A 17,795-nucleotide genomic window follows, 5' to 3' on the forward strand; every position below is an offset into this window, starting at 1 on the left:
TGGATGGAACCGGCAGGGGATCCTTTTGCTGATTTGATCGAGTTTTTTCAGTCGCTGACCCAATATCGGCATATCTGGCAAGTACCTGTGCTGGGTGCGGCTCTTGCGGTGGGGTTTGGAGCTGCCCTGCTCCTGGGGAAACGCCTGGCTCATCAGACGGAAGTCGAAAAACTAAGCCGTCTCAAGGGGATTTTGTTCGCAGGAAGCAGCGCTGTGACCCTGATGCTGTTGCGTCACCATTTCGGTCAGGGACGTCCAGCCCCCTTGTTGCATATGGTGCTGGCCTTGGCTCTGGCTTTGACTGTGGCGCGCATGGGCGTGTATGTCCTGCACTACGGTGTGGGGTCCAAACGGCTGGTTTTTGTTCAGACCCTATTTCTGCGCCTGGTATGGGTAGTCTTTGCTCTGCATGTCACCGGGTTCCTCAACCCGGTGCGTGCATGGTTGGGGGAAGTAGACTTCACCATGGGCGGTACCCGGGTTTCACTCTGGCAGTTATTGCAGGGAACCCTGGCTATCAGTTTGTTGGGGGTGGGGGCCTTGTGGCTGGGTTCCTGGCTGGAACGACGCCTGGGCCGAGCTGAATCCCTGGATCCCCATGTGCGCGTCATCGTGACCAAATTGACCCGTGGTTTCCTGTTCTTTTTTGCGGTATTGCTGGCTTTTCCCCTGGTGGGGATCAATGCCACTTTTTTGTCGGTGCTGGGCGGTGCCCTGGGCGTAGGACTGGGACTTGCCCTGCAAAAGGTGGCGAGTAACTACGTGAGCGGATTCATTCTGCTCATGGATCGATCCGTGCGCATGGGCGATGTGATTACCGTGGAAGGACGGCAGGGCACGGTGATTCGTCTGGATGCACGTTGTATCACCCTGTCGGGTACGGATGGGACGGCGTTCATCGTGCCTAATGAAACCTTTTTGACCCAGACCATCATCAACCATTCGCGCATGGGGGTGGGAGTCTGCCATGGCCTGACCATCGAAGTGTTCTATGAAGCGGATTTGGTCATGGTACAGACCTTGATGGAAGGAGTCGCCCGCCGTCAAGGTCGTATCCTGACGGACCCGGCGCCCGGTGCGGTGGTGGGCAAGATGACGGGGCATGGGTTTGAAGTGACCCTGTATTACTGGATACCGGACCCTGGAAAGAGTGATTCGGGGTTGCGCTCTGCTCTGATGCAGGAAATTTGTCAGGGATTACGTACGGCAGGGATCAAGGTCCCCCTCAGAGACGGGGCGCAGGCAGTCTTGCCCTGACCTGTTATAATGGGCGTTTTGCCTGCAATTTTTCCCTCTTTGGAGGAGTGTACATGATTTATTCCGGTATTTTGGCCCTGTCCTGGGTGGGCGATGTGATCGTTGCCTTGGTGTTGACCCATATCACCATTGCCAGCGTCACCATTTTTCTGCATCGCCACCAGGCCCACCGTGCCCTGGAATTGGGCCGTGCCGCCAGTCATTTTTTTCGTTTCTGGCTGTGGTTGACCACGGGCATGGTGACCCAGCAATGGGCGGCTATTCACCGCAAACATCATGCCAAATGCGAAACTCCGGAAGATCCCCACAGTCCCCAGGTATTGGGATTGTCGCGGGTACTGTGGGGCGGGGTGTTCCTCTATGTCAAGGAAAGCCGCAATGCGGAAACCATGGTGCGTTTTGGGCACGGCACCCCCAATGACTGGCTGGAAAAACACCTTTACGCAGCCCATGAACGTTTGGGCGTAACCCTCATGGCGCTGGTGAACATGGCGTTGTTTGGTCTGGTACCGGGGCTATTGATCTGGTTGGTCCAGATGGTGTGGATTCCCTTCTGGGCGGCGGGTGTGGTGAATGGGGTGGGGCATTTCTGGGGATACAGAAATTTCAATTGCAAGGATGCCAGTACCAATATTTTCCCCTGGGGAATATTGATTGGTGGCGAAGAGTTGCACAATAATCATCATACTTTTGCGACCTCAGCCAAACTTTCTCACCGTTGGTATGAATTCGACATCGGCTGGATGTATATTCGCGTTCTGCAAGGCCTGGGACAGGCTCGTGTCAAGTCGGTGGCTCCCCAGGTGCAATTTGATCAAGCCAAGCGCGAGTGTGATCTGGCAACTCTCAACGCCATCATCCGTAACCGTTATGACGTCATGAGGCGTTATACCCGGGAACTGGCTACAACCTGTGCTCAGGAATTTCACCATCTCGGAGAATCCGCCAAATTGCCTTCCCTCTCCCGGCGTGAGGTCACCGCCATGATTGGCCGTTGGTTGCACCATCCAGATCATGAACTGCCCAAGGCCGAACGCCATACGTTGGCTCAAGTGATGGAAATCAGTCACCCGGTGGGCACGGTGGTTCAAATGCGCCGCGAGTTGGAACAGTTATGGACGCGCACCAATGCCAGCGCCGAACAGTTGCTGGAGCAACTGCGCGATTGGTGTCAGCGTGCCGAGGCCAGCGGAATTCAGGAATTAATGCGATTTTCGCGGACCTTGCGGGCCTATGCCTGAGTAGATTATTGATATTAGTTATAACAGTCCAACTTTATATTCTTTGTTTGAATAAAGAACGCTCGTTAGAATGGTCTTCATTCCGATGAAGTGGAGAAGAAGACGATCATGTACCAATATGATGAAATCGACCAGCGTCTGGTGGAGGAACGGGTGGCCCGTTTTAGGGATCAGACCCGGCGCTTTTTGGCAGGAGAGTTGTCTGAAGATGATTTTCGTCCCTTCCGTCTTCAGAATGGGTTGTATATTCAGCGGCATGCACCCATGTTACGCGTGGCCATTCCCTATGGTGTGCTGAGTGCTTCCCAGTTAAGGCGTCTGGCCTGGATCGCACGCACCCATGACCGGGGCGTGGGCCATTTCACTACCCGTCAAAATATTCAGTACAACTGGGTCAAATTGCCTGAAGTTCCCGATATTCTGGCTGCGTTGGCCGAAGTTCAGATGCATGCCACGCAAACCAGCGGCAATTGTGTGCGCAATACCACCACCGACCATTTTGCCGGGGTGGCAGCGGATGAATTAGTCGATCCGCGGGTTACTTGCGAGTTGATTCGTCAATGGTCCACCGGGCATCCGGAGTTTGCCTTCTTGCCGCGCAAGTTCAAGATTGCCGTCAATGGGGCGCGCGAAGACCGTGCGGCCACGGGGGTTCATGACATCGGGTTGCAGGCGGTGCAGGATGCAGCACAGGGTCTGGGGTATCGGGTGCAGGTGGGCGGCGGATTGGGACGGACCCCCATGGTGGGCGAGATCATCCGGGAGTTCTTGCCGGCCCGACATCTATTGACTTATCTCGATGCTATCCTGCGCGTGTACAACCGCTATGGGCGACGGGACAATAAATACAAGGCGCGGATCAAAATTCTCGTCAAAGCCATGACCGTGGAGCGTTTTCAGCGGGAAGTGGAAACGGAATGGCAGCACTGGAAGGAGGGTCCTGCCACTTTGGTGGATGAGGAAGTGGCACGGATCGAAGCGCGTCTCAAGAAACCGGCTTACCGGTCTCTCCCCGCCGGGATTCCGGCTGCGCTGGCTGCGCGCCTGCATCAGGACACGGACTTTTCCACCTGGTTTCGACAGAATCTTCATCCGCACAAAGTGCCAGGATATACCAATGTCACTCTGTCCCTGAAAAGCCCGGATCAGCCTCCAGGCGATGCCACTGCGGACCAGATGGACGTGATTTCAGACTGGTCAGAGCGCTTTGGTTTTGGTGAAATCCGGGTTAGTCATGAGCAGAACCTGATCTTGCCCGATGTGGCTCTGAGCGACTTGCCGGCACTGTATGATGCCTTGTGCCCCTGGGGACTGGCGACTCCCAATGCGGGGTTGCTCACCAACATCATCGCGTGTCCTGGGGGAGATTACTGTGCCTTGGCCAATGCCCGCTCTCTGCCACTGGCCAAGGCGCTGCAGGACAGGTTTTCCGATGCCGTCTGGGTGCGTGCCCTTGGTCTTCTGGATCTCAATATTTCAGGATGCATGAATTCCTGCGGACACCACCATGTGGGCCATATCGGTATTCTGGGCGTGGACAAGCATGGGCGTGAGTATTATCAGATTTCCATTGGTGGGGCGCAGGCACCGGCACGTCTGGGCAAGGTCATCGGCCCTTCACTCACCCCGGAAGAAGTACCCGATGCTCTCCAGGCCATGCTTGAGGTGTACCTGAAATTGCGGCTGAACCCCGCGGAAAAATTTACGGATACGGTGGAAAGAGTGGGGATTGTCCCTTTCCGTGATGCAGTCTATGCACCCAACCAGGAGGTGGCCTGTGCGTGAAGTCGTGGTGAATCGCCATATTGTGCCGGATACCTGGGTCCGGTTCAGTCCGGATCAGAGTGAGGAAGGGGGGGATCGGCTGTATCGTCTCGAGGAATGGCAGGAAGTACGGGCACAGGCCAGAGAAGGACGGGTCGGGTTGTGGGTGGAGACCGACCAGGACCCGGAGGCTTTGCGCCCCCATCTGGCGGAAGTGGCCCTGATTGCCATCCATATTGGCAGTTTTACCGATGGGCGGGGACATAGTCTGGGACGTTTATTGCGCGAGGTCTATGGCTATCAAGGCGAGATTCGGGCGGTGGGCGACGTGTTCCAGGATACGGTCAATGACCTGGAACGCTGCGGCTTCAACGGATTTTTACCCCGACCGGGAGAAACGCCCGCCAATCTTCTGCGCGGTCTGGGACTGTTCAGCGAAGCCTATCAAATCTCGGTGGAACGACCGGAGCCCTTGTTTCGGCGGCGGTTGTCCCACGGTTCTGGAGGTTGACATGTCAATTTCTCGAATCGATCAGTTGGAACAAAATTTGCGTGCGTGGTTGTTGCGCACGCCAGTCCTGTCCTTGGCCAGCAGTCTGGGGGCCGAGGACATGGTGATCACCGACCTGATCTGTCGCAAAAATTTGCCAATCCGAATTTTTACCCTGGATACGGGGCGTTTGCCCGAGCCGACCTATCGCTTGTTGGACCGGATTTTCGAGCATTATGGACGGCGTATCGAAGTGTTCTGGCCTGCCCAGGAGGATGTGGAAGAATTGGTCAAGGAACAGGGCGTCAACGGGTTTTATCATAGCCTGGCAGCGCGTCGTGCCTGTTGCGGCGCGCGTAAAGTGAAGCCCTTGGCACGGGCCCTGTCTGGGCAGCAGGGCTGGATCACCGGGTTGAGGCGAGATCAGTCCCCCACCCGCAGCGATCTCGTCGCTGAAATCCGGGACGAAGGCCATGGATTGATGAAATACAGTCCCTTGCTGGACTGGAGTCAGGAAGAGGTCTGGGCAGTAGTGAAAGAATACCGGGTACCCTACAACGCATTGCATGACCAGCAGTATGCCAGCATCGGTTGTGCTCCCTGTACGCGCGCGATCCAGCCGGGGGAGGATGAACGGGCCGGACGCTGGTGGTGGGAATCTTCCCACAGCAAGGAATGTGGATTACATGTGGTCTCAGAAACGGCAACCCAGGAATGATGAAAGGAGAAAGCGGTTCCATGAAGTCAACCCAAGCAGCGACACTCACTTCCCTCACCTCGTCCGGCGCTGGCGCCTGGGCTCCCTGGGATCATCTCGACCGACTGGAGTCGGAAGCCATTCACATCCTGCGTGAAGTGGTAGCCCAATGCACCCGCCCGGTCCTGCTCTTCTCGGGCGGCAAGGATTCCATGGTGGTCCTGCATTTGGCACGGAAGGCTTTTTACCCACAGCGCCTTCCTTTTCCACTGATGCATGTGGATACCGGGCATAATTTTCCGGAGGTCATCGAGTTTCGCGATCAAGTGGTCAAAGATCTGGGGGTGAACCTGATCGTACGCTCGGTGGAAGAGTCCATTCGTCAGGGCCGCGCCCGGGTTCGTCTCGAGTCAGACAGCCGAAATGCCTTGCAGGCAGTGACGTTAGTGGATGCCATTCATGAGTTCGGATTCGATGCCTGTCTGGGTGGAGCCCGTCGGGATGAGGAAAAGGCCCGTGCCAAGGAAAGAATTTTTTCCTTTCGCGATGAATTCGGGGGCTGGGACCCAAAAAACCAGCGGCCCGAGTTATGGGACCTTTACAATGCCCATGTCCACCCCGGCGAAAACATGCGGGTTTTTCCCATCAGCAACTGGACCGAGGCCGATGTCTGGGAGTACATTGCCCGCGAAGGATTGGATCTGCCCTCCCTCTACTTTGCCCATCGCCGGGAAGTCGTGGCGCGCGGGGATCAGTGGATTCCCGTCACCCCCCTGACTCCCCCCAGAGCGGGAGAACAGGTGGAAGAGCGCTGGGTACGTTTTCGTACGGTGGGGGATATGACCTGCACCTGTCCAGTCCCTTCCGAGGCCCGGACCCTGGCGGACATCTTGCGCGAGACAGCCACCAGTACCCTGACCGAACGAGGTGCGACTCGTACCGACGATCAAACCTCCGAAGCCTCCATGGAACTGCGTAAGAAACAAGGTTATTTCTGAAGAAAAAATATTTGGAATCCGTGATATGGAAAATAAACTGAAGAACTGTCAAGAGATTTTGCGGTTCATCACCTGCGGTTCTGTGGATGATGGAAAAAGTACCCTGATCGGACGTTTGTTACTCGACAGCCGGTCTGTACTGGCGGATCAATGGGCCGCCATCGAAGCCACTTCCACGCGCCGCGGTCAGTCCCAAGTGGATTTATCCCTGCTTACCGATGGACTGCAGGCCGAGCGAGAGCAAGGGATTACCATCGATGTGGCGTATCGCTACTTCAGTACGCCAGTGCGCCGTTTCATCATTGCAGATACCCCAGGTCATGCCCAGTACACGCGCAACATGGTGACGGGGGCAAGCACGGCGGATTTGGCGATTCTATTGCTGGATGCACGCAAGGGCGTGGTGGAACAAACCCGTCGGCATGCACAGATCGTACGCTTGCTGGGGATTCGCAAGGTGGTGATTGCCGTCAACAAGATGGATCTGGTGGCGTATGGACAAGAGGCTTTTGAACGGGTAAAGCAGGAGTTTCTGACTTTTGCAGAACCTCTGGCTTTTCGGGATATCGTTTTCATCCCCTTGAGTGCCTTGAATGGCGATGGCGTAGTGCTCCATGGGGAGTGCATGCCTTGGTATACCGGTCCAACATTGCTTGAATTGCTGGAGACGGTGGCGCTGGACGAAGAGGCTTTGAACTCAAGTTTCAGGTTTCCAATTCAGTTAGTTGCGAGACTTTCTGAAGAAAATGGTGAAGAACGTCGCGGTGCGCAGGGACGGGTGGAAAGTGGCACGGTGGCGGTGGGAGATGAGGTCATTCTTCTGCCTGCAGGTCGAAGGAGTCGTATTTCTGCCATCGAGACCTATGGAGGACGAATTTCCCAGGCGCGGGCAGGGCAGTCGGTTACCCTGGTGCTGGCCGATCAGATCGACATGTCGCGCGGGGATATGATTGCCAGTGTTGCGCATCCCCCCAAAATCGATAAAAACTTCGAAGCCCTGGTGTGCTGGTTTTCCCAGACGCCTTACGATCCGGCACGCCGTCTTTTGATCCAGCAAACCACCCGTTGCATACAAGGCAAGATAGACACCCTCAGCGCTCGTCTGGATATTCAGACCTCTCAATTGATTCCCTCTCCGGCACAGGCAGGCATGAACGACCTGGTGCGTATGGGGTTCAAGGTTCAACAGCCCCTGGCTTTCGACCGTTATGAAGACAATCGCACGACGGGCAGTTTCATCCTCATCGATGCGTTGACCCATGACACGGTAGCGGCGGGCATGATCGTTTAAGGGGGCTTCCTGCGCACAGCAGGGCTTGAATCGAGTACCATGGCAGTTGTGTCATCACCGAGGAAGTTTGCCCATGAAAATCGTGTTATGTGGGGGGGTACTCGCCCTTCTGTTGTTGACGGCGTGCGAGGGTACCAAGACCAAGGAGTATTACCTGGATCATCCCGATGAGATTGTTTCCGATCTTTCTGAATGCCAAAAATCCGGTAAAAATACCTATAACTGTAATCAGGCGACCCTCGCCCAGTATCAATTGAAAACCAAGGCTCCACAGACACCATGAGCAAAAGCGTCGTCGACGCATCCCCTGAAGCAGTGACTGCCCAGGAAGACTGGGCTCTGGCGCGGGAAAAACGTATGCATGAGATCATCCTGAAAATTGCCAGTGATGGTCTCCATGTTCTGGATGCCAGAGGCAATTTGGTGACCATGAGTGACTCCTTTTGTGTTTCTTTGGGTTACGAACGTAGCGAGTTGTTGGGTAAACACATTTCTTTCTGGGATCCCTCCTTTCCGCCCGGAGTTTTTGAAGAGCGCATGGGTTCCTTGCGGGAAACGAATGACCAGACTTTCGAAAGTCAGTATCGACGCAAGAATGGTCAGTTCATCGATGTGGAAGTGCATGCGCGGGGGTTTCAGGTGGAGGGAGAGGGTTTGTTGTTCTGCTCCTCCCGTGACATTTCGGTGCGCAAGCAATCCGAATCCCTGATTCGGCTTCAAGCCGGTGCCCTGAACAATAGCGTCAATGCCATTGCCATTGCCGATGCTACCTTGCCCGATTTCCCCCTGGTGTATGTCAACCCTGCTTTTGAGCGGATTACGGGCTATTCCTCGGTGGAGGCCATCGGGCATAACTGTCGCTTTCTCCAACGGGAGGATCGCGCTCAACCGGAGTTGATAGCCGTGCGCATGGCCTTGATGAGCGGCGTTCCCGTCAAGGCTACGGTACGTAATTACCACAAGGATGGCCGCATGTTCTGGAATCGTTTCCAGATTGCACCCGTCCATGACAAAGAAGGGGTATTGACCCACTTTGTGGCCATCATCAATGATGTGACCGAACGCAAGTTATCCGATGATTACATTCGTCTGGTTTCACAGGTATTCCTGCATGCGGATGAAAGCATCTTTATTACTGACCCCGAGGGGCATATCATCGAGACCAACCCGGCCTTTACGCGAACTACTGGGTACAGTCGTGAGGAAGTGCTGGGACGAAACCCCGGGTTTCTGCAGTCCGGACGTCACGATCCGGATTTCTTTTCCAATTTATGGACCACGGTTCTGGAGCAGGGTCATTGGTCTGGAGAAATCTGGAATCGGCGCAAGAACGGCGAAATTTATCCAGATAAACTCACTTTGTCGGTGGTGCGCAATGAAGATGATACGATTCTCAGTATTGTCTGCGTGTCTTCCGATATCACGGTTCTCAAAGAGCAACAAAACGAATTGGAAATGATTGCGCTGCACGATGTTCTTACCGGACTGCCCAATCGTGCCCTGCTCAATGATCGGTTGACCATGGCTTTAGCCGATGCACGCCGTTTCGATAAAAAAATGGCTCTCTGTTTCATTGATCTGGATGGATTCAAACCCATTAATGACCGGTTTGGTCATGATAAGGGAGATCAGGTACTGATGGCAGTGGCCCAGCGCATGACTGCTACCCTGCGCGCCACGGATACCGTGGCGCGGTTGGGCGGTGACGAATTTGTGGTGGTGCTGTCCGAGGTCAGCAGCGAGCAGGAATTGATCGTCACCCTGCAACGGATCATGACCGCCATTGCCTTGCCCCATACCTTTGGGGATCAGGAGGTGGTGGTGTCTTCAAGTTTGGGGGTGACGGTTTACCCGGATGATGAGGTGGATGCCGAAACTCTTTTACGTCATGCCGATCAGGCCATGTATCGGGCCAAAGGGAAAGGTCGTAACTGTTTTCACTTCTTCGATGTGGTGGACGAGCGTAACGCACATTTGCGCACAGAGGGAAGAACCCGCATAGAGCAGGCTCTGGAGAGCAATGAACTTGAATTGTACTATCAACCCAAGGTCCATCTCGGTACTGGGCAGGTTCTGGGTGTAGAAGCACTGATTCGCTGGAATCATCCGCAGCAGGGCGTGCTGTTGCCCCGGGAATTTTTGCCCATGATAGAAAACACAGACGTTGAAACGCGTATTTCCGAGTGGGTCATTGAAACCGCTTTCAAACAACGGGAAGATTGGAAGGCCCTCGGATTGGATTTCGGGGTCAGTGTCAATCTGCCTGCCCGTCATTTGCATACCCCTGGATTTTCTGAATTCATTGGTCGGATGATGCAACGATATCCCACCGACCTGGTCCCTGATTTTGAACTCGAAGTCCTGGAGTCCGTGGCATTATGGGATATTCCCCAGGTCACCCAGGCCATGGAAGCCTGCCGTCAGCACGGGGTGAGTTTTGCCATCGATGATTTTGGAACGGGGTATGCTTCACTGGATTACCTTCGGCGCCTGCCCGTGAGCGTGATCAAGATAGATCAGAGTTTTGTCCAGGACATGCTGACCGATCGGGAGGATTTTGCGATCGTGGAGGTGGTGATCAACCTGGCTGAGGTATTTCGTAAGGAAGCCATTGCAGAGGGAGTGGAAACAGAAGAACAGGGATTGGCCTTGATCTTCCTTGGATGTACTCAGGCCCAGGGATTTGGCATTGCCCGACCCATGCCGGCACCTCAGGTGGCGGACTGGTGTCGGCAATACCAGCCGCCCCTGTCCTGGCAGAAGGCCAGCAAAAACCCACCGGCGCGGTTGAGTTCCCGGCCTGATAAAATCGACTGGTCCCAGTACACCCTGGGTTCTGAAAATTGATCAGTGCACTATTGTGAGTTGACAGCAGGAGACGCGACATCGCAATCCATGCATGCCATGGTTGCGCAACTTCAGGAAGTGTTCGTGCATTATAGATTTGATCGACTTATCCGTGGTTTCTGAGCCGTTGCTTGGGCAAATAGTACGTCATGGCAGAAGGGTGCTGGGCAGTGATACCCTATATGGTGAAATCCGGTGACCCCTCAAAGTTTTCGGAACGCGGTTATGCGCTTTTACTGGGAGGGCATGGGGAGGTTTGGTTCCGTGAAAAAGGTGACGATGATCGATCTGAACAAAAAGATGGATGTCGCGACAGCCTGCAGGGAAATCGTGAAGAACTGCCTGCAGCAATTGCAGGACAATACCGTGGGGTTCCTGGACGGCGAAGAAGATTGCGAATACCTGCGTCAGATGCGGGTAGGGATCAGACGCATGCGTTCGGCATTCAGCGTTTTTTCTCATGCTTTCGGCAATACTATCTTTTCCGACATCATTCGGGAATTGAGATGGTTGTCCGGGGAACTCGGACCGGCAAGAAACTGGGATGTTTTCGTTCTCGAAATTCTCCCTCCCGTGGTGAACGCCCTTTCGTCAAAATATGATTTCACGAAACTGATGCAGGCAAGCGAAATTCTGCGCAGGAAAAATCGGGAAAGAGCCGTCACGGCCACCGAGTCCCAGCGATTTAAGGTCCTGCTGCTCAAACTCGGAGCGGTTTTGAGCAGCGATACATGGCCGCAAAAGGACGCTTCACCGGTTGGCGACTTTGCAGATCTGATACTGGAAAAATGCTACCGCAATTTCGAAAAGAGCGGAAGAAGGGTCACCACCCTTGATGCAAAGAAATTGCACGCCCTTCGCATCGACGGGAAAAAATTGCGTTATGCCGCCGAATTTTTCTCGCCACTTTACTCCGCGCGTGCGGTACGCGCTTTCCTGTCTGCAATGAGCGGGCTCCAGGATGCGTTGGGCGCGGTCAACGATGCCGCTACGACAAACCATCTGCTGGAAGAATTGCCAAATGTTGACCCCGGTGCTTTCTGCCTTGTCAAGGGATGGATGGCCTGCGAATCCGTGCAGCGGATCAGTCGGCTTGGCCCTCAATGGGTGAAATTCAATACCATCGATCCATTCTGGAATTAATCAGTGCACGGTGCCCGTGATGCTTTCATCCGGGCCCGTCACCTCTCCCTCTTCTGCCGAGACGGGAGAAGCGTTCTCAAAAACCACGATGGTGGGACTTCTGGCGACCATGGATTTTTCTTCTTCAGAAAGGGAAGCATTCATATTGGTCAGGACGGATTGGATCAATTTCAGTTGAAAAATGGTGAGTGCCTGAATGGTGGCCACCAAGACGGCTGGGGAGGTCTGGGCTGAAAAGGGAGAGGTTAGGTGTGACAGGATTTCGTCCAAGGGGGCGGCGGGTTCTTGAGAGCCGGCCTGCTGGCCGCTTTCTTCCAACGGATCGCATGCCGTCACCTGAGGTTCAGGAGCCTGGGGGGTGGCACTTATCTGGTGGGACTGACAGTAGGGGCAGGTGACATACCCACGCGCACGCTGGGCTGAAAAACTTTCTTCAGAAGCAAACCAGCCTTCAAAATCATGACCCAAAGCACATTTCAGCGAATAGAAGACCATACCACACACCCAGATAACGGACCTGCAATTCTAGCATAGATTTTACCTGTCTAGCCCCCCTCCATGCATCAATGAAGGGGAGGGTACGCAAATAGGATCTAGACGTAGGATACGGACCGGCGTTGCGTGAAACCGAACAAACCGATTCCGGCAAGTCCGGTCAAGAACAGGAGGACAGTGGAAGGTTCTGGAACGGCGGAGGGACCCCCGTTTGGCGGAAGGGTCTGGCTGGCCAAGGCTATGCCATAAAGATCATTCGCCAGATGGGGCGAGGCCATAAAGTTACCGTTGGCACCTACCAATCCGGTATTGGCATAATCCATGAAGAACAGTTGCCCGCCATTGCTGCCACCTGATGAGGCAAACAGTTGTCCGGTTCCGGTCAACGCGACATTTTCAAGGCCGTAACCCCCATTATTACCCAGAACAAAGTCTAGATTTTTTTGCGAAATGAGACCCCCTGTTGTGGGGTTGATCTGATTGATATAGTTACTGCCCACCGTTATCAGGTCGCCTGTAAACGGGTCATAGGCGATGGTGTTCAATCCATGCTGATTCGTGAGGAGGGCCGTTGTTTTTCCAGTTGTGATGTTGAGGGTGCCGAAGTTTCTGGTGCCACTGGAACCGTAATAAAATCCACCGGATGTATAGTACATCGTATTGTTTTTGGGATCGAAGGCAAGGCCCGAGATGGCCGTATCGCTACCGCTCAGTGTTAAGGCAGTACCCGATCTACCGAAGGGGTTGATCGGGAAAGAGGCCAACGGACCGGTGCTGCCAAATTGTCCTCCGGTGGCCCAAACTTTGTTATTGGGTCCAATGGCTAGATTGACATTATCAACAATACCAGGTCCGGTGGCAGTCGTAATGTTCCCAGTTGTCGGATTTACTTGATAAATAGGGGATGGAAAAAAGCCTCCTCCCGATTGTCCTCCTCCCACCAGCAACTGTCCGTTGGTGGGGTTCACCACAATGCCGCCAGCAAAGGTAAAAGCCCCGGTGGCGGCGATGGGGGCGATGGTCCCTAGCGTGAAACCAGAACTGGAATAGGTTGCAGTTACTTCACCAATGTTTCCGGTTGTATTGTTACTGCCTCCAGTTGAAAAATATAAATTGTCGGTAATGGTTGATGCTTCACCGGTCACTGACCACGCTGACAGGGAAACCCCTGCCACTAAAACCAGAAACTTGCTCAATATCCGTTCCGACTTCATTTTTTCGGCTGCAACCACTCTTTCGGTTAGGGTTGTTTCGGTATTATGTGCGGTTTTAATCATTTTCCACTCCCTTTTGTCTGATAATTCTCAACCTATCGAAAATCCATGTGCCTGAGCAGTTTTGAACGAACCTGCCACTGGTTCCATAGAAGCACCTGTCAGAAAGTACCTTGATGCAAGATGGATTCATGTTAACGATGGATCTTGAGGGCGACAATCCCTCCAATTGGGGGGGTAAACAAACCTAAAAAGATGCCAATGGGCGCGTGTTTATGAGTTTGGATTGGGTCGTTCTGTTATGAAGCCTCCCACCGTCACAAGACCTTTAGGTCTTTAGCGGTGGGAGACTTCATGGCACGATTAACCCCAGATGCGTCGCTGTAAGCAAAAACTGGTCGCCCATCGCCATTGCGCGCGTTGAACTTGGCAGGGCATCCCAACCAACAGGCAGGTCTTTGAGCGCATAGTGTTGGTACGGTTCATCATCGGGAAGGTCGAGCATGACCAGAACCAAATCCTGAGGCAAGATTTCTCCGGTATGAACCAGTTTTTCCATCGCAGCGATCTCTGGTGTTAGTCCTGCGTACACGGCAGCAACCCCAGGCGAATTCCATCGCCCTCCGGATAAATGGGCCCCCGTACCTTGGCGGTCAAGGGCAAAAGCGCGCTTGGCAATTCTCCAAGCCCGCATTAGGCCGCACCACCATAGGCAATGGAAGACAATACTTTCCGTACCTCTCCAGCCCCGGTTTCCGTGTCCATCATGGACAGTGGTGTGGCACCCAATGCGGTATTATTTTTAGTGAGCCAGTCGCGCGCCATATTGGGCGTACCAAACACACGCTCAGCTTCATTTTCGATCAGGGCGATGCGCTCGAGACGTTCCGTTTCGGTTTGTCCCAACAGAATGCCCGCCTTGATTTTGCGTTCAGACGTTGCCGGAGAAATGCCGAGCAATCGTGCAAACAAGTTACGTGGGATACCGAAGTGTTCGCTGGCCGTAACTAACACAGCAGGATGGGCACCCTCACGAACAATCTTGATGCGTGCACCAGGATTTGCCTTGACCAATCTTGTTTTCCATTGAGTAAATCCTTCCAGATGTTTTTGAGTTGATTTCACTATGATTGTCATGATCAGCGGCCTTCTGTCATATGATAGTTAATCATACCCCCCGGTGTCAGGGAAGATGTCGCGGCACCGTGCCCCATGCTACTGACCGCAATCCACAGGTCATTGGTGGGAATGGGGTGGCCTTTTCGACGTAGAGCGGCATAGACCAGCGCATATAGTTCTGCTGTGGCGGTCGTACTTCACCGAATACATTAGTGGCTGTGCAACTTCTCTTGTAGCCACACCTTGATAAGCGACTGATACGGCACATCGCGAGAATTCGCAGCAGCTTTAATGGAATCCAGAAGATGTTGGGGTAGTCGCAGCGAAATTGTTTTTGTTGTAGGCTTCAAATTAGGCAGTACAACCTTTTGAGCCTTCGTCCAATCCAGATAATCCGTTGAATCCTCTTTACTCCAAAAGACTTGCTCTTCTGCCTCATTAGAAAATTTCGGAATCGGTTTAAGTTGCTTGTTCATAAATCATGCGCTCCTTCTTGTGCATATCTCTGGCTGAAATCACCCGAATTTTCTCACTGGCATTACGTAGTGTGAAAGTAATATGCAATGTACGCCCCTCGTCTGTCTTGCCTAATGCGTGAAAACGTGACTCGCCTTGACTGTGTTTTATATCAGCAAGCAGAAAAAGTGGTTCATTGAAAAATATTTGCTCCGCTTCCGCCATTGAAACACCGTGTTTTTCGTTTTTACGGGTGTTCCCTTCATCCCAGTCAAAACTGGATATTTTGGTCAGATCAATCATATTTGTATATTATAGAAATATACGATAAAAAGCAAGAGGACGATAAGAGGTCAGAAAAATCGTTATTGTTTCAAGTTCAAAATGCACTTAGCCTTCCTTTTATAGGCGGCTTGAAGCAGGGAGGCAACCCAGGTTGGCCCATCTCCGGAAATCGTTTCCAACAGCGGAGCGATTGGGTTGCACCCGTCACGCTGAAATTTTCACTGTAGGTTTCCGTTTGGGGGTGGGAACCAAACCTGAAAACTGGAACCCTGTCCGAGGACGGATTTGACAAGTATTCGGGCACCCATGAGTTTTGCCAGACGGCGGACGATGGACAGCCCCAGACCCGCTCCCTGGCTCTGGTCGCCTTCGGAAGGCGTGACCTGATAGAATTCCCTGAAAATAAGTTCCTGTTCTGTGTCGCTGATGCCCTTCCCGGTATCCGTGACGTCGAGCAGGGCGTCCCCTTCCTGCATCAGTGAAGTCGTCACATGAATCTCTCCCTGTTCGGTGAACTTGATGGCATTGTCGATCAAGTTGCGCGTGATTCGTGCCACCGCCACTTTATCCCCGGAAATTTTGACAGGGGCCAGGGTTCGTCGAATTTCCAAACCTTTGGCAGAGGCGGCTGAATGAAATTCGGCGCAGATGTCAGCAACCATGGTGTCCAATGAAAACAGGTTCTGTTGCGTCGGGTAATTTCCCTCAGAGATTTTTGACAGATCCAGCAGGTCCGTCAGCATTTTTTCCAAATCCCGGACAATGTGGTCGATATTTCTTCGGGTTTCCTGGAGTGTCCGGTCTGATGGATGGGAGACCAGTACGGCACCGTAAAGAGATAACGCGTGCAGGGGCTGGCGCAGATCATGGCTGACGGTTGCAATGATACGATCACGTTCTTGCCGGATCAGGACAGATCGATAGAGCAGTTGTTCACTTTCGCCCGCTACTCGGATCAGAAACAACCAATAGATGAGAGTCAGACCCAGAACGGCCCAATGTTTGTCAGGATGCAATACTGTCCACGGCAGGGTTGCGCCCAATAATACCAGGAACGAATACGCCGCCGTCATATATCTGGATGAAACGGCCACAGAGACTCCGGCGGCGGCAATGGAAAACAGGATGATCTCGATCAGCGCCTGGGAGACAAAGGAAAGATGGGGCAGGAAGAGAACGGCGGAGAGGCCGACACTGGCTCCCGCCAGAGCATCCAGGGCCATGAATACGGCATGGAGCCGGTTTGGCCTCAATTTTTCGACGCGCGGCAACACCCACCAGGCAAAGGTAGCGCGGAGCAGTTCCAAACCCAGTGTCAGAGCACTCCATAACAGAAAGGTTTGGAGAGGAACAGTGGGGTAGACGATCCAGCCCAATCCACCAACGAAAAATAACTGAACGAGGGGCATGTGCAGGAGCACCCTCGCATGAAGGGTCACAACCTCCCGTGTCATTTCGTGCTTGAGCGAGGACGGGTGGGATCGATCTGTCAAATGTTCATGATTTGGCTCGAAGCAGGATGACAGCCAATGGGACACCGTATGCATTTAGCGCGGGCGCAAGTAGAAAAGACTGGCTTTGGTGACGGCCTCGACTCGATTGTTTGCGCCAAGAATCCGAAACAGGTCGGAGATATGATCCTTGACCGTATACTCGGAGAGGGACAGTTCCCTGGCGATGGATTTTGTGGAAAAACCACGACTGAGGGCGTACAGAACTTCCCGTTGACGGGGGGTCAGATTGGGTATGCCGGAGGGCGCGGATGGTTCCACATCATTCTCTTCTTCATGGGGCAGAAAGATCTCTCCCTTCAGGACGCGCTGCAGGGCATAAAGAAATTTTTCGGAGGTCAGGCTCTTGGGAATGTAACTCATGGCACCGGCTTGCATGCAGGCGCGCACCGTGGAGGAGTCCTCCGACCCTGAAACGATAACCACAGGCAGGTTAGGGGATTCAAGTTTGATCTTTTTCAAAACGGGGAGTCCACGTTCCTGTTTGAGATCTAGGTCAAGGAAACACATCGTTAAATTAGCGTGTTCCAGTAGCAGGGACAGTGCGCCCGCAAGGGTGCTTGCTTCAAGCAATTGCGCATCGGGATGGGTTGAGCACAGTAACAAGCGTAATCCATCCCGGAAAAGCGCATGATCATCCACCATGAGTACTTTCATGGACTTCTCATCATCCTGATTCATCATCACATTGCTGCCTACGCCCATTGTACCTTTCCTGCGCTAAACCTCCCCATGCCTAAAGGCAGGGGGTTCTAAGGGCGAACCCACCGGGGTCTCCTGGCTCTCGCGTCGCCGCTACAGCATCCAGGCCATGACCGATGGAAAACCCTCTATCACAAACGACCTGCTCTAACGGTGTTGCCACCGTGATTTTGCCCGAAGGCTCTATCTTCGCAGGTTCGGAACGCAGCCACCCCGTTTGCAGCAGCACAGGTTTCTGAGCCGCCCACATTGTTTCAATATGGGATGGGTGGTGCGTGTTGCTCA

Annotated in this window: 19 protein-coding genes; 10 read left to right on the forward strand and 9 right to left on the reverse strand. The window is 53.6% G+C overall.

What is annotated here, in order from left to right; genetic code table 11:
- Window positions 1–3 precede the first annotated feature (3 nt).
- From IV91_RS0100610 to IV91_RS0100655, 10 genes are all read left to right on the forward strand, one after another.
- Window positions 4–1,257: a mechanosensitive ion channel family protein gene (locus IV91_RS0100610; RefSeq protein WP_031595189.1), complete on the forward strand. Its 1,254-nt coding sequence runs from the start codon at window positions 4–6 to the stop codon at window positions 1,255–1,257.
- A gap of 56 nt (window positions 1,258–1,313) precedes the next feature.
- Window positions 1,314–2,498, forward strand: coding sequence for a DesA family fatty acid desaturase (locus tag IV91_RS0100615; RefSeq protein ID WP_031595190.1), 1,185 nt, complete (start codon window positions 1,314–1,316; stop codon window positions 2,496–2,498).
- 108 nt (window positions 2,499–2,606) lie between these two features.
- Window positions 2,607–4,283 carry a nitrite/sulfite reductase gene (locus IV91_RS0100620; protein WP_031595192.1) on the forward strand — a complete coding sequence of 559 codons (1,677 nt, stop codon included), beginning with the start codon at window positions 2,607–2,609 and terminating at the stop codon, window positions 4,281–4,283.
- Window positions 4,276–4,773 (forward strand): DUF934 domain-containing protein, encoded by a 498-nt coding sequence (locus IV91_RS15535; protein ID WP_035416907.1) that lies wholly within the window; start codon window positions 4,276–4,278, stop codon window positions 4,771–4,773. Before IV91_RS0100620 ends, IV91_RS15535 begins: the two co-directional genes overlap by 8 nt.
- 1 nt (window position 4,774) lies before the next feature.
- Window positions 4,775–5,470, forward strand: coding sequence for a phosphoadenylyl-sulfate reductase (locus IV91_RS0100630; RefSeq protein ID WP_051861773.1), 696 nt, complete (start codon window positions 4,775–4,777; stop codon window positions 5,468–5,470).
- 20 nt (window positions 5,471–5,490) lie between these two features.
- Entirely contained in the window at window positions 5,491–6,447 is a 957-nt protein-coding gene (cysD, locus tag IV91_RS0100635) for a sulfate adenylyltransferase subunit CysD (protein ID WP_035416915.1), read from the forward strand.
- A 25-nt stretch (window positions 6,448–6,472) separates the two neighbouring features.
- Window positions 6,473–7,738: a sulfate adenylyltransferase subunit 1 gene (locus tag IV91_RS0100640; protein WP_031595201.1), complete on the forward strand. Its 1,266-nt coding sequence runs from the start codon at window positions 6,473–6,475 to the stop codon at window positions 7,736–7,738.
- Between the two features lie 73 nt (window positions 7,739–7,811).
- Window positions 7,812–8,021, forward strand: coding sequence for an EexN family lipoprotein (locus tag IV91_RS15540; RefSeq protein WP_051861775.1), 210 nt, complete (start codon window positions 7,812–7,814; stop codon window positions 8,019–8,021).
- Window positions 8,018–10,585 carry a sensor domain-containing protein gene (locus IV91_RS0100650; protein WP_051861776.1) on the forward strand — a complete coding sequence of 856 codons (2,568 nt, stop codon included), beginning with the start codon at window positions 8,018–8,020 and terminating at the stop codon, window positions 10,583–10,585. Before IV91_RS15540 ends, IV91_RS0100650 begins: the two co-directional genes overlap by 4 nt.
- Window positions 10,586–10,849: 264 nt before the next feature.
- Window positions 10,850–11,728: a CHAD domain-containing protein gene (locus IV91_RS0100655; RefSeq protein ID WP_160171500.1), complete on the forward strand. Its 879-nt coding sequence runs from the start codon at window positions 10,850–10,852 to the stop codon at window positions 11,726–11,728.
- Here the strand turns inward: IV91_RS0100655 and IV91_RS0100660 are convergent, their stop codons facing one another.
- The 9 genes from IV91_RS0100660 to IV91_RS18995 all read right to left on the reverse strand — a co-directional run.
- A complete protein-coding gene (locus IV91_RS0100660; protein ID WP_031595206.1) occupies window positions 11,729–12,223 on the reverse strand; it encodes a DUF1178 family protein in 495 nt (164 codons plus the stop codon).
- Between the two features lie 98 nt (window positions 12,224–12,321).
- The gene (locus IV91_RS0100665; protein ID WP_160171501.1) at window positions 12,322–13,368 is read right to left on the reverse strand and encodes a PEP-CTERM sorting domain-containing protein; all 1,047 of its coding nucleotides are present in this window, start codon (window positions 13,366–13,368) and stop codon (window positions 12,322–12,324) included.
- Between the two features lie 421 nt (window positions 13,369–13,789).
- Window positions 13,790–14,131, reverse strand: coding sequence for an RES family NAD+ phosphorylase (locus IV91_RS17030; protein ID WP_031595209.1), 342 nt, complete (start codon window positions 14,129–14,131; stop codon window positions 13,790–13,792).
- Entirely contained in the window at window positions 14,131–14,574 is a 444-nt protein-coding gene (locus IV91_RS0100675) for an antitoxin Xre/MbcA/ParS toxin-binding domain-containing protein (RefSeq protein WP_035416908.1), read from the reverse strand. Before IV91_RS0100675 ends, IV91_RS17030 begins: the two co-directional genes overlap by 1 nt.
- 191 nt (window positions 14,575–14,765) lie before the next feature.
- The gene (brnA, locus tag IV91_RS0100680; RefSeq protein WP_031595211.1) at window positions 14,766–15,032 is read right to left on the reverse strand and encodes a type II toxin-antitoxin system BrnA family antitoxin; all 267 of its coding nucleotides are present in this window, start codon (window positions 15,030–15,032) and stop codon (window positions 14,766–14,768) included.
- Window positions 15,016–15,315, reverse strand: coding sequence for a BrnT family toxin (locus tag IV91_RS0100685; RefSeq protein ID WP_031595212.1), 300 nt, complete (start codon window positions 15,313–15,315; stop codon window positions 15,016–15,018). The genes brnA and IV91_RS0100685 overlap by 17 nt, the downstream gene beginning before the upstream one ends.
- A 200-nt stretch (window positions 15,316–15,515) precedes the next feature.
- Window positions 15,516–16,736: a sensor histidine kinase gene (locus tag IV91_RS0100695; protein WP_227509489.1), complete on the reverse strand. Its 1,221-nt coding sequence runs from the start codon at window positions 16,734–16,736 to the stop codon at window positions 15,516–15,518.
- Window positions 16,737–16,844: 108 nt separating this feature from the next.
- Entirely contained in the window at window positions 16,845–17,513 is a 669-nt protein-coding gene (locus IV91_RS0100700; protein ID WP_051861778.1) for a response regulator, read from the reverse strand.
- 31 nt (window positions 17,514–17,544) lie between these two features.
- On the reverse strand, window positions 17,545–17,795 hold a 251-nt coding region (locus tag IV91_RS18995; RefSeq protein WP_233418365.1), incomplete at its 5' end, for a hypothetical protein.

It is taken from the genome of Ferrovum myxofaciens (genome assembly GCF_000735045.1).
Taxonomy (GTDB): Bacteria; Pseudomonadota; Gammaproteobacteria; order Burkholderiales; family Ferrovaceae; genus Ferrovum; species Ferrovum myxofaciens.